Below are 12,465 nucleotides of genomic sequence, written 5' to 3'. Positions count from 1 at the left end.
GTTGACGCTATGTAGAATGCCTTTGGGCAGTTTATTGACTCACCAACACAAAGAATTTATCTACACTGTTGAACAGGCCATTTACTGAACTCTGCAATTACTGAACCAGTGAAATCATATGGCATTAATATTGCTGTTTTATAACTGACGTAGGGTATGAATTTAACGTTCTATACATCATATTTGAGAGCTTTAGAGGTCTATATGGGTAACAAGTTAATTGCAAAAAATGGCCCTACTATAGGGATGTGGATGTACCAAAATAGTGGCGGGGATGAGATCCAAAACCGGCTTATTATGCAACTCGCTAAACGCGGGATAAATGTGATAACAGGCTTGGATTTAGCACGCGCTTCCGCTCAAAACGGAGAGATTATTTGTAACGGCGTAACGATGGAGGAGCTGGATTTATTTTTTTCTTACAACGCTGGCGCACAAACTCCTTATCAATTGTATTTATACCAAGCGATAAATAAACTCGTCCCAACAATCAACAACTTCGAATCGTTTTCATTAAGTGAAGACAAGTTTCTTACCACCTACGCACTCAACCAAGCCAACATTCGTTGTCCAGAATATCGAGTATTTAACCGCGAAGATATTTCAGGACTGCGAGATACCGTTAGAGAATGGAATGGCAGAGTGGTTTATAAACCTACCGACGGTTGGGGTGGAACAGGCATAGTTAAAATTGAAGATGAACGTTCCTTAGACGTACTCGTTCCTTTTCTAAACCGCTTAGATGTGCCTCACTTCTATCTTGAAAAATACATCAATTACGACAAATCTGACTATCGAGTAGATATTGTCGATGGCAAATACATCGGTTGTTACGGCAGAAAAGCCCCTACAGACAGCTGGAAAACAAATGTCACAAGCGGCGGCAGTGTCATCACTCGACAACCATCCGACGAGGTTATTGAACTTGCAATACAAGCTGCAAAAGTCACTGGCCTAGAAATCGCCGGCGTTGACCTGCTCTACGATTTAGATGCAGAAGAATATGTTGTTCTAGAAGTTAATGGCATTCCAGCCTTCGCAACACCTGAACAAGAAAAACTAGGGATTGATTTTAATACGAAAAAAATAGATACCATTGCTGAACTCATCGAGCGCACCGTATTTATTCAACCGCAACCCCTCCCATTACTCGAACGAATAGAAGACAGTATTTATGAGCAAAAACACACTGCCTAAACTCGGCCTACTTTATCTTGATCACGTTATGCGTTTTTTTGACAAATCCAACTTTAAAGGTTGGCCTGATAAAATCGAAACTGTGGTTTACCATTGGGGCAACGATAAAAGCCGATTGATTGATGAAATTAAACGAAAAAAAATTGAAATCTTGGTTGGTAATATTCCTGCCACTGCTTATGAAACTTTCCGGGAGATCTCTCGGGCTCTACCAAATGTCCGGTTTTTGCCGTCACTCGACACTCAATTCAGCAATAAGTCGAAGGAAAATGTAACGCATTTTTGCGAAAAGTATCAAATCCCTATCCCACCAACCAATATATTTTACGAATTGGCTGATGCTGACACATTTTTAAAAACAACGACGTACCCAAAAATAATTAAAAAATCCTATGGTCCATCTAATTACGGCGGTTATTTTGTTCACAAAGCGGATAGCTATAAAGAAGCTAAAGATCTTTTAGCCCAGAAAAAATACTACCCTGTTTATGTCCAAGACTTTGTGCCTATGAGTGCCGACATCCGCGTGATGTTAATTGGACACAAGCCAGTTTGTGCGTTTTGGCGTAGACCGCCTGAAGGCGACTGGCTTACAAATACCAGCCAAGGCGGTAGCATGGACTACCAAGATGTTCCAACCGAAGTATTAGATTTAGCTGTTAAGGTGTCTAAAGCCGCAAATGCGGAATATTGGGCATGCGATATTGCCGTCGGTATAGACGGAAAATTGAGAATATTAGAATGCGCAACGGCATTTGCAGCATTCCCATACATTCGCGATTGGATTGGCCAATACATCATGTGGAATATTTCAGACGGTCAATTTAGACTTCCTCACATCCCGTTATATAACTGGGAAGAACTGGGTAAAATTAGCCCATCGTTGCTGCGAACTATGCGATATATTACTTTTGGCAAACACGTTTTTCCAAGTTGTGATAGCGGTGAAACATTTTCTAAGATCAGTGAAGATAATTACCCTATCGTGGCACTTGATGAAGACATGTCTAACGAAGAGTGGCCAAGCGAAAAATGGAACCGACAGGACAATTATGTTCGTCGCCAAAACAGTGATAAATCTGCGGCTAATGTGCCTCACTCAGCACCTAAAGCAAAAGACATTACGGAAGCACCTGCAGATATAGCTATAGACAAAGCGGCAGCAAGTGACGGTGAGATACCAGCGTCCGATGAAACAAACGAGTCACCTTTAAATTAAATAGAAAAAGGTAAACACAACAAGCCTAAATTTGATAATTTAGGCTTTTTAAATACCGGACAATAGGCCACTGATGAAAAAACAATACACTTCTTATAAAGAAACTATGGCGTTTCTTGAGCAGGTTAAGAGTGAACATCCCAACCTTATCCGAATAGAAAGCATCGGCGAAACGTGGGAAGGAAGACCGATAGTATTGGCAACTATTTCTTTAGACTTAGAAAATGCCGATAGCAAACCAGCTCTATTGTACACAGGAACTATTCATGCTCGAGAATGGATTGGCATCGAACTCGCCAATAGCTTTGTGCAATATATCGTAGACAATCACCAATTTAATCCAAAACTGAAACAGGCGTTAAGCAACAATACCCTGTATATCGTGCCTTGTTTAAACCCAGACGGTTTTGAGTTTTCGCGTACACACTTTTCTTTCTGGCGTAAAAATAGAAGAAACAATGGCGACGGCACCTATGGTGTAGACTTAAACCGCAACTTTGGAAGCCGATTTAAAAAACGAAACGATACCAATGCCACAACTTACGGCGGACCAGAAGCCTTTTCAGAGCCTGAAACACGTGCCATAAGGGATTTTGTAGATAACCATAAAAACATTACTATCTCTCTTGATTACCATTCTCAGGGCAATGTATTTTTCCCAGCACATAAGTTTAATCACGAAGCTGAAATAGATACCACCGACCTTAATACTTTATGCGCCAACATGGCCCACGAAATTCAAAAAGTATCAGGTACAAAATATGGTATTCATCGAGGTAAACCACCAACAAACTTAATTAATGGCAGTGGTCGCGAATATTATTACGACAAAGGCATTATTGCGACCGTAGTCGAAGTTGGCACCAGAAATATTCCTGACTACATGGAGAATATGTCGCAAAGTGTTAACGAAAATATTCCTGCATTAGTCCATGCGCTCAATTCAGCAATTTGTTATTCCTCAATAGCACCTGCTCGAGTCAGTAATTTTACGATTAAAGACGTTGCTGCAACAGAGGCAACGTTAGAATGGGAATACTCGGGCAATGAAGCGGTCTACTTTGAAATATACCGCAATGAACAACACAAAAGTCCCTGTACTGAAGATAACTTAGTTGGCTTAACCAAAGCCACGACCTTTACAGATGTGCAGCTTCAAAGTGGCAGCTATTATTACTACAAAATAAGAGCCGTTTTTGCTGATCAAAAAATTGCAGGGCCATATGCGCCAGAAGTAAAACTAAAAACAAGTCTAGCAACACACCATTTTAGTCGAACCTTATTCCCACTAAAAAATGACATCGGTTATGTTGGCGAATATACGCTAGAAAAAAACCGTGAGCACTTTGGTCAAAACTCCTTATTTATTGGGGTAAATAAATCCCGCGGCGTATGTTATGGCGTCATCGAGTTTAAATTGGATAAAGTTCCAGACGACGCGCAAATAGAAGCAGCATCATTTTCGCTCTATCCACTTAATCGAGTGGGGGCAAAAATAGAAAATTACGGTGAGTGGGGAATTTCAATTCTTGACCCAACGAGCGTGCCAGATATCCGTAATTTTGACGCCATTCAAAATGCGACTGTACTGCATACCGGTCAGGCAATTGAGTCGGACAAGCTAACACAAGGAGTATGGAGTAATTGGTCGTTTAATGGCAGTGAACGAAAATTACTGGAACATTTTATCGCTCAAGGCAGTTTATTGATCCGCATAGAAGGCCCAACAACATTGCCACGCGGACATGAGTCACAAATGATGCAGTTTGACATTGGTTTTGGTCGTTTTGGGGCGGGTATTCATTACCGACCAAGTATTGAACTCACCTACTCACGAAAACCGAAAATTGCCGAACTTTACCCGACAGCTGTTAACAGTATTTATCAAACTCATACTGAAACCGGGACACTCTCAGCCGGCTTCGACGCTGATGGTGAAAAAGTTTATGGGCAACTTGCCTTTGCAATGCAGGGTATGCCCGATCCTAATTTTACTGTGATCACCGATGCCTATTTAGTCATACAAAACACCAACGCATTAGGTGCTAAAAAAGATATTCGTTTTTCGGTCGAACTAGCCGAAGTCGACAACTTGTCTTATAACTCAGTAAAAATGCGCGATAGTATTCAATATATTGGGTATGAAGTTAGCCACAGTGAACTGCGCGACAAAAAACCACATTATTTCAACTTTGACAGTTTTGCTCGAACAGAACTTGAGCGTTTATATAGTGAACAAACGCCTATTTGCTTTTTAATTCGTGCAACTTCGCCTAATAGAAAAGGTCAAAATGAATTAATTAACTGGCTAAACAAACCCAGTTATCAGCAACCGAAATTGGTAATTGAGTATATCGAACGTTCAAAAGTGCCTTTACCTGCACCAACCAACTTCACCGTGACTCTGGAAAAAAACCTCGCAAAATTAACGTGGACAAATCCAAAAGACAAAAACTTTGTTGGGGCATTTGTGGTCCGAAATCGCTTCCATCCGCCAAAATCGCCGCAGGACGGCGTTAAAATTTATGGTGGTCAAGATGAATATACAATCGATGATTTTGGCAACCCGAATATTCCAAAATACTACTCGGTATTTTCCTACGACGGAGTACCGCTTTATTCGTCACCAGCTTGTATTTACTTTAGTGCGAATCAAGCAGTACCTGTCATCGAGCTAGACCCTGACGATTGGGAACCACAACACGACGAGTATTTTCAAAGTTTAGACAATACATAAAGACAAACTTTGTTCGACTCACGGCCTATGTAAGGGCAATTTTTATTGCCCATACATAAAAACATATTAACAATATTTACACTTCCCCATAAAAAAACGGTCAATGAATTTTTCATTGACCGTTTAATGGAAACTCGAAAATAAAATTTTTAAACTACACACCCCAAGGGTTTGACGGCGTTGAACGGCTTTGGCGACTTGCACGTTGCATATTGGCTTTTTGCTTTAACGCTTTTACTCGTTCTGCGTCTTTAATACTTAGTTCTTTAGGTTCACGAGGCTTATCAGTCAAAGGGACAATGCGGTCACGTGGTGGTAAGTCGTATTGTGTATTATCTGGTTTAGGTAAGTTTTTAAGCTTATAAAGATAAAACGCTTCGACTTTCTCTCTAGCCCATTGTGTTTTTTTCAAAAATTTACAGCTCGACTCAATACTTGGATTTATCTTAAAGCAACTAACATTCATATAGGCATGTAATATTTCCCAGCCATAATGCGCCACAAGTTCTTCAACAACTTGCTCTAAGCTCGTTCCGTGTAATGGATTGTTTTTGTAAATTTCTTCTGTACTCATAATCTTCTCTGCTGACTTTCGTCAAATACTATTTAGATAACGTCTAATCAAATTAGGCGACTGAAACATCTACTGAAAAAATAAGTGAACCCTCGTTTTTCAAGTTGATGAACTCATCGCCTATTTTAGTGTAGCTTATGCTACTTTTTTTGCCGTCAATTGGTTCGACAAGTATTCGTCTAACGTGCCGTCAAAGTTTACTATGCCTTTATCTTTGATATCAATAATGCGGTTTGCCAACGATGATACAAATTCACGGTCGTGGCTAACAAATATCAATGTACCTTCAAAGCCTTTTAGCGCATTGTTTAACGCGTCAATGGCTTCGATATCCATGTGGTTAGTTGGTTCGTCCATGATTAAGACATTAATGTCCTGCATCATCAACATGCCAAATAACAAGCGGTTTTTCTCTCCACCTGAACAGTTGCGAGCTTTTTTATTGGCGTCGTCTTCAGTAAATAACAAACGGCCTAACATGCCACGAACCATAAGGTCGTTGTGGCAGCTACGACGCCACTGTGACATCCAATCCATAAGGGTCAAATCGTTATCGAAATAGCTGCCACTGTCCTGTGGGCAATAGCCAACAGACGCATTTTCAGACCACTTAACCACGCCTTCAAGATGCGCAAGTTCGCCCATCAAACAACGAAGGAAGGTTGTTTTACCCACACCATTTTCGCCAATAATGGCAAGTTTAGCACCTGCTTCTAATAACAAGTCACCGTTTTGGAATAACATTTCGCCGTCAAAACCATGACCTAAATTATCAAGTTCTAACGCTTGGCGATGCATTTTTTTACCCGGTGCAAAGTTAATATGCGGTGTAATACGGCTTGACGATTTCACATCATCAAGTTTAATTTTATCCATCTTTTTGGCACGAGAGCTGGCTTGTTTTGCCTTTGAGGCATTGGCACCAAAACGATTTACAAAGTCTTGCAATTCTTCTATTTCAGCGGCTTTTTTCGCATTACCAGACAATAGCTGTTCACGAATTAACGCAGACTGCTCTAAGAAATATTCATAGTTTCCTGGATAAATACGAAGCTCGCCGTAGTCAATGTCAGCCATGTGTGTACATACAGAATTTAGGAAATGTCTGTCATGCGAAATAATAATCATGGTGCATTTACGTTTGTTCAATTCGGCTTCTAACCAACTGATCGTATGAATGTCCAAGTTATTGGTTGGTTCGTCGAGCAATAAAATATCCGGATTAGCAAACAAGGCCTGAGCAAGTAAAACACGTAATTTCCAACCCGGTGCCACTTGTTCCATCAAACCAAAATGAAACGACTCTTCAATACCCGCTTCGAGTAAAATTTCACCGGCGCGACTTTCTGCACTATAACCGTCCATTTCAGCAAACTGGCTTTCTAAGTCACCAACGCGCATGCCATCAGCTTCCGTCATTTCTGGGTTGGCATAAATTGCATCACGCTCTTGTTTAACTTCCCAAAGCGCAACGTCACCCATGATCACAGTATCGATAACACTGTATTGTTCAAATGCGAACTGGTCTTGGCTTAATGTACCGACTTTTTGGCCCGGCGTAATTGAAACATTACCTGAACTTGGGACTAGTTCGCCCGTCAGTATTTTCATAAACGTAGACTTGCCACAACCATTCGCACCGATTAAACCATAACGGTTACCATTGCCAAATTTAGCTGAGATATTTTCAAACAAAGGCTCTGCGCCAAATTGCATTGTAATGTTAGACGTAGTGATCAAAAGAGATATTTCCTAGTACATATGTGTATTGAATGGCTTAGTTCTAAATTACAAAAAAGCGCAAAGTTTTAAGGCCGCGCATTGTACAGGAATTAGCGTCTACAACCTATTAAACATTGGCTTTTTTTGATTGTTTTTTCAACAACACAAAAGATAAGGCAATTATTGACGTCGCCTTTAGCTCTAACGGATTGATTTGTATGACTCTGAAAATAGTGCAAAGGCTCAACTCTTTTCTTTAATAACAAAGAGATTGATACGTAATGAGCCATCTTTAATCACTGGCGAATTAATGACTACTTAATTTGCGGGCCAATCATAAATTACAAAATATGATAAATAGATAACTTGTAGTCATAAACAGCTTTTTGTTTGGTTATTCGGTAATGTGGCTATTTATTGCGGTAATGTGGCTATTTATTGCGATAATACGTCATTGGCATTTACCAAATGCAACATGTTGTAGACTCGTAAACCCAATCAATCTTATCTCTAACGGAGTCATTCATGCGTTTATTTTCGGTTTCTCTATCCGTTAATTCAATACCCTCTCTGACGACAGTAAAGTCGTCATGCTTAACGCTTGTTGCATTACTGCTGATAACATCTAGCCTTTTTTCTCATGCTGACCAAGCGACTGTTGAGTTCACAAAAAGCCAACTGCAAATCGCTGATAACTTTTCATATTCGGGACGCATTGACTTTAATCAAGTTCCGGGTCCTTATTTAACGTGGCCAGGCACCAGCGTAAAGTTTCGATTTACCGGCAATCAACTGCGCCTAAAACTAAATGACGATAATGGCAGAAACCTATTTAACGTGATTTTTAATGGCCAGAACCAAACTCCATATGTGCTGGCGGCTAAAAAAGGACTTCACGAATACAACCTAAGCCATATGATAAATACCGAAGTAACCACAGTAGAGATATTTAAACGTACCGAAGGGGATGAAGGTGGCACACACTTAGTTGCGGTCAAGCTAGAGCAAAACGCTAAACTGCTCACCGCCCCTGTTAGCCCGACTCGAAAAATAGTATTTTACGGCGACTCGATAACCGCTGGCATGGGTAACGAAGCCCCGCACAATACGGGAGATAACAACCCTGTCGATAAAAATCACTATCTGTCTTATGCCGCAATAACCGCTCGGAACTTAAATGCAGAATTTCAAAGTATCGCCAAAAGCGGTATTGGTTTTATGATCAGTTGGTTTGACTTCATCATGCCACAATATTACGACCAACTAACGGGCGAGAATGATAATCAGAGCCAATGGGACTTTAACCGTTGGCAACCTGATGTGGTGGTGGTTAATTTAGGGCAAAATGACAGTTGGTTGATAGACGATCAGAAACGCCTTGCAGCAACGCCTGAACAAATCGTGAGGGCGTATACCAATTTCATTCAAACTCTTCGGGAAAAACACCCTAACGCCTATTTTATCTGCGCATTGGGCAGCATGGACGCCACCGATTTTAATAACAGCGATAACCATTGGCCAGAATACATAACTACAGCCGTTCACAATATAAAACAACAGGCTAAAGCAAATGGCCAAGCCACAAATATAGATACCTTAATGTTTAGATTTACCGGCTACGGCGCTCACCCTAGAGTTAATCAACATGTGGACAACGCAGATAAGTTAACCGCGTTTATAAAACAAAAACTAAGTTGGTAATTGTCGTTATTCCCAATCAAAATTGGGTTGTCAATTAAAGCGGCGCATAAACAGCTATGCGCCGTGGGTTTATTCAAACAAGGCCGCTAGACAGTTACCGTCTGATAGCTAGCACCTAATATCTATCACCATTGTCAGATTCCGCTACGCCTTTCCCATATCATCTATTTCTTTAAGCTTTTGTGGCAAATGTTGCTCTAAATAACGGTAGCGCAGTATGACAGCCGATAATATGGCGCCGTTGATGCCGAGCTGCACTAGCCAAACAAAAACCGTGTCATACAAAAGGTAATTAACACAGGCGATGATTGCTAAAGCCACGTACAGAATTATGCAAACCCGTGTGCTTATCCGCCAGTACTTTAATCGCAAAACCAACTCGTCACGCTTAAAAGCCAATAAAGCGCTAATGTCTAACGTTTGCTGTTGCCATAGGCGCGAATGTTGACCAAAAGACCACACACTAAAAGCAATTGGAATAGGCGTTAATGTTATAAACAGCATGGTTTGCGCCATACTGTCAGCAAGCCACAGCGCCGCATAAAAACTATACGCACTAACTGCAACGCCAACTAACATATCGGTGTACGCTTTTAATTGCTGTCTGAATTTACTGGCTTTGACCTGAGACAGTAATTTATCAACATCTATTTTTGGCGTCGCTTGTTTAAACGCGTTCTGCCAACTTTCAAATTGTGGATCCATATTCATCTCCGATTCAATATCTGCTCTAGTTGTGCCCGCCCGCGCCGAGCACGTTGCGCCACATTTGCTTCCGTAAGTCCCAGGGCGATGCCAATTTCAGCTTGATTAAATCCCTCTAGTTGCAGCGCTATCACTTGCCGGTAACCTATAGCTAACTTACGCAGTGCCGTCATCAAATCTATTTCAATATCTTGTTTATTTGAGGTCACTGAACTGCTAATGCTCTCTAAAGGCTCATCGAGGTTATGCCGGTCGTGGCGTCGAGTTTCTTTTAATACGTGATCTACCGCTCGGTTGTGGGCAATTCGGGCAATAAAGGTTTTAATATTGGCCTCGCCTCTAAAGCTTTCGAGTGCGCGCCAAACGGCAAGGGACATGTCTTGGATCAAATCTTCCCGCAAACTTTCATCCGCTTCGTAAGTTGTCGCAACACGCGCCATTAGCGGCGCGTGTTCCTTAAGTAAGGTTGCGATATCAAGCTTGTCGCTCACTACATTTCCTTGATAATTTGAGTGGTGTTTGAGTCATTGTCAAACAACTCACAATAGGCTTGATAAGTAACACATGCTAGCCATGGACCCGTTAATAATGCACTTAATACAAAGGTAAACGGAACCAATAAAAGCAAAACTGCATTTACCATCATAATAACTAACATTGGACGCCACGCACGGATGACCGCTTGCACACTGGCACGGATTGCGGCAGAGATACTATCATCAGCAAGTAATACCCTTGCCGATGCAAAGCTTAAAAAGAGCATCACTGGTGTGGCTGACGCAAAAATAATTCCAAGCTGTAATTGTGTTACCTCAACCATAGTCCCGTATATTAATAGCGCTAAACCATCGGCGCCTAGTAATGCATTTGCCGTCCATAATTGCATAACTGAAGGCAATATCAAGACAATGGCGAGTCCGAGCATTTTTCCCCAACCACTGCAAAAAATGGCTTTGAGTGAAAAACGTTGATGCTTGGCTAAATGTTGTAACAATGGCCAGGTTGACGCGGCCATTAATGCCATTGCCCACTTGGACACTACAACGCTATAAGGTGCTGGTAACATTTGGATCACGCCTTCGATGATCAAAAACGAAAATAAAAACAAGAATAATTTAAAAGGCGCTTGCTTCATTAATTGCCAGCCTTGTTTGAACCAAACAAGGCTGCGTGATGTTGGTATAGTGTCATTGTATGTTTGTGTAATCGTTGTCATGTTTTAGCTTCCTTTATAAGTGATTTACCTAACAGTCGATAAACAACGACAAAACCTGACAAATATTTTTCACTTTTTTACGACACCAGGTTTTAAAACTCCGAAAACTAACAGTAAAAAATTGAAATTAAACAATTAAAATAACATCCACAAACAATAAAAATAATTATTTAAAAAACAAACAAGCGGGTATCTAAAGTTAAAAGCTATTTAATTTAACTAAAAAAACAAAACCCAAACACTAAAATGTAAAGACTAAAAACAAGTAAGACAGTTTCAAATCTATAGCAACTGCCAACAACTCCCTATATCATCAAAGCAGATCAGAAACCTTAGGATCCCCCATGACTGAAAAAACCGTTAAATTCGAATTTGAAAAACAAAACAAAAACAGCATTCGCTACAAAGAAGTGCCAGAAGACGGCATGCCGCCGGTTATCGGCAGTATTTATGTGCAAAAGTGGTTTGCAGGTACAAGCAAAAATATTGAAGTTGTGATCAGTAAAAAAGATTAACTACCTGACCGACATTTTCAGTAAACCGGTAGGTGTTTTTCGTTAAACAACCTACCGGAAAAATGACCTTTTCTATTAGCCATCAGGATCGTTGAAAAAAGAACTTTCTGGATCTTCAAATTCAGCACTGCCATACAAAATCACTTGGTGCTCACCTGTAGACTGGAAGTTTTCGTGAGGGTAATATCTTTCAAGATAACTAACAACATCTGTTGTTGATGTACTTAACTGGGTAAAGTCACCTTTAAGCTCTAAGGTTCCGGCTATTAGCCAATCACCATTATAGATATAATAAGATGATGATGAATGTGAATCAAAACCTCCATATCGACTGTCCATGTAAAAATCACCATGCACTAACATATAATCATTAGGATTGGTCATTTTTAAGAAACCATTGCTAAAGGTATAGCCTGAATCAGTACTATCATCTGGTATTTGCATGCGGTAATCACCACCAATCGTTAAATAACCACCTGCCATTTGTAAAATACCCGCGTGTTGCTCAACATTACCATTGACCGTTAAATTAAAACCGTTGAGATTTAAACTATTATCAAGATATAAGTTACCTACAATCTCTTGATTTTTTTCTAAACTGACACTACCGGCTATAGTTAAATCAAACGGCCAATTACCCTCGTCAATACTAAAGCGATTAGCAATGTGAATATTGTGCGAATTATTGATTTGGCTAACTGTACTCGCCAAACCATTAGTTACATAAGCAACACTCTCAAACGTTACGCCTTCATTACTGGTATTTGTAATTTCTAAATAATTAAAGTGTGAGCTGTTTACGGCTGCATCTTCAAAGCTTATTACCTGTTTAGATTCACCCGATAATATTACTTTATGGCTTACTGTCGCCTGAAAGTT

At 40.4% G+C, this 12,465-nt stretch carries 11 protein-coding genes; 5 read left to right on the top strand and 6 right to left on the bottom strand.

Annotated features, from left to right (window positions below; translation table 11 throughout):
- Positions 1-204 precede the first annotated feature (204 nt).
- The 3 genes from Q4575_RS17085 (at position 205) to Q4575_RS17075 (ending at position 5,153) form a co-directional block, all read left to right on the top strand.
- The gene (locus tag Q4575_RS17085; protein WP_252736681.1) at positions 205-1,197 is read left to right on the top strand and encodes a RimK family alpha-L-glutamate ligase; all 993 of its coding nucleotides are present in this window, start codon (positions 205-207) and stop codon (positions 1,195-1,197) included.
- Entirely contained in the window at positions 1,175-2,416 is a 1,242-nt protein-coding gene (locus Q4575_RS17080) for a RimK family alpha-L-glutamate ligase (protein WP_303523630.1), read from the top strand. Before Q4575_RS17085 ends, Q4575_RS17080 begins: the two co-directional genes overlap by 23 nt.
- A gap of 73 nt (positions 2,417-2,489) precedes the next feature.
- The gene (locus tag Q4575_RS17075; RefSeq protein WP_303523629.1) at positions 2,490-5,153 is read left to right on the top strand and encodes a M14 family zinc carboxypeptidase; all 2,664 of its coding nucleotides are present in this window, start codon (positions 2,490-2,492) and stop codon (positions 5,151-5,153) included.
- Positions 5,154-5,307: 154 nt separating this feature from the next.
- On the opposite strand, the gene Q4575_RS17070 is transcribed toward Q4575_RS17075, so the two are convergent.
- Positions 5,308-5,727, bottom strand: a complete 420-nt coding sequence (locus tag Q4575_RS17070) for a VF530 family DNA-binding protein (protein ID WP_215963807.1) — start codon at positions 5,725-5,727, stop codon at positions 5,308-5,310.
- A 135-nt stretch (positions 5,728-5,862) separates the two neighbouring features.
- A complete protein-coding gene (locus Q4575_RS17065) occupies positions 5,863-7,467 on the bottom strand; it encodes an ABC-F family ATPase (RefSeq protein WP_303523627.1) in 1,605 nt (534 codons plus the stop codon).
- 507 nt (positions 7,468-7,974) lie between these two features.
- On the opposite strand from Q4575_RS17065, the gene Q4575_RS17060 reads away from it, so the two are divergent.
- Positions 7,975-9,150, top strand: coding sequence for an SGNH/GDSL hydrolase family protein (locus tag Q4575_RS17060; protein ID WP_303523625.1), 1,176 nt, complete (start codon positions 7,975-7,977; stop codon positions 9,148-9,150).
- Between the two features lie 144 nt (positions 9,151-9,294).
- Here the strand turns inward: Q4575_RS17060 and Q4575_RS17055 are convergent, their stop codons facing one another.
- Genes Q4575_RS17055 through Q4575_RS17045 form a run of 3 tightly spaced genes read right to left on the bottom strand, consistent with a single transcriptional unit; the run spans position 9,295 to position 11,071 of the window.
- Positions 9,295-9,855, bottom strand: a complete 561-nt coding sequence (locus Q4575_RS17055; RefSeq protein ID WP_303523623.1) for a hypothetical protein — start codon at positions 9,853-9,855, stop codon at positions 9,295-9,297.
- Positions 9,856-9,857: 2 nt separating this feature from the next.
- The gene (locus Q4575_RS17050) at positions 9,858-10,346 is read right to left on the bottom strand and encodes an RNA polymerase sigma factor (RefSeq protein ID WP_272180266.1); all 489 of its coding nucleotides are present in this window, start codon (positions 10,344-10,346) and stop codon (positions 9,858-9,860) included.
- Positions 10,346-11,071: a hypothetical protein gene (locus Q4575_RS17045; protein ID WP_303523620.1), complete on the bottom strand. Its 726-nt coding sequence runs from the start codon at positions 11,069-11,071 to the stop codon at positions 10,346-10,348. Before Q4575_RS17045 ends, Q4575_RS17050 begins: the two co-directional genes overlap by 1 nt.
- A 344-nt stretch (positions 11,072-11,415) precedes the next feature.
- Here Q4575_RS17045 and Q4575_RS17040 point away from each other — a divergent pair, with 344 nt between their 5' ends.
- Positions 11,416-11,586 (top strand): hypothetical protein, encoded by a 171-nt coding sequence (locus Q4575_RS17040; protein WP_215963812.1) that lies wholly within the window; start codon positions 11,416-11,418, stop codon positions 11,584-11,586.
- 75 nt (positions 11,587-11,661) lie between these two features.
- Here Q4575_RS17040 and Q4575_RS17035 read toward each other — a convergent pair.
- Positions 11,662-12,465: hypothetical protein (locus Q4575_RS17035; protein WP_303523617.1), on the bottom strand; the 804-nt coding region annotated here is incomplete at its 5' end.

Origin of the sequence: Psychrosphaera sp. 1_MG-2023 (genome assembly GCF_030548245.1) — a bacterium.
GTDB lineage: Bacteria > Pseudomonadota > Gammaproteobacteria > Enterobacterales > Alteromonadaceae > Psychrosphaera > Psychrosphaera algicola.
This window is presented reverse-complemented; position numbering and strand designations above follow the sequence as displayed.

Coding starts and splice junctions, on each gene's coding strand:
- Q4575_RS17060 (WP_303523625.1), top strand. CDS start 7,975: ATGCGTTTATTTTCGGTTTCTCTATCCGTTAATTCAATACCCTCTCTG.
- Q4575_RS17080 (WP_303523630.1), top strand. CDS start 1,175: ATGAGCAAAAACACACTGCCTAAACTCGGCCTACTTTATCTTGATCAC.
- Q4575_RS17075 (WP_303523629.1), top strand. CDS start 2,490: ATGAAAAAACAATACACTTCTTATAAAGAAACTATGGCGTTTCTTGAG.
- Q4575_RS17085 (WP_252736681.1), top strand. CDS start 205: ATGGGTAACAAGTTAATTGCAAAAAATGGCCCTACTATAGGGATGTGG.
- Q4575_RS17070 (WP_215963807.1), bottom strand. CDS start 5,727: ATGAGTACAGAAGAAATTTACAAAAACAATCCATTACACGGAACGAGC.
- Q4575_RS17055 (WP_303523623.1), bottom strand. CDS start 9,855: ATGGATCCACAATTTGAAAGTTGGCAGAACGCGTTTAAACAAGCGACG.
- Q4575_RS17045 (WP_303523620.1), bottom strand. CDS start 11,071: ATGACAACGATTACACAAACATACAATGACACTATACCAACATCACGC.
- Q4575_RS17040 (WP_215963812.1), top strand. CDS start 11,416: ATGACTGAAAAAACCGTTAAATTCGAATTTGAAAAACAAAACAAAAAC.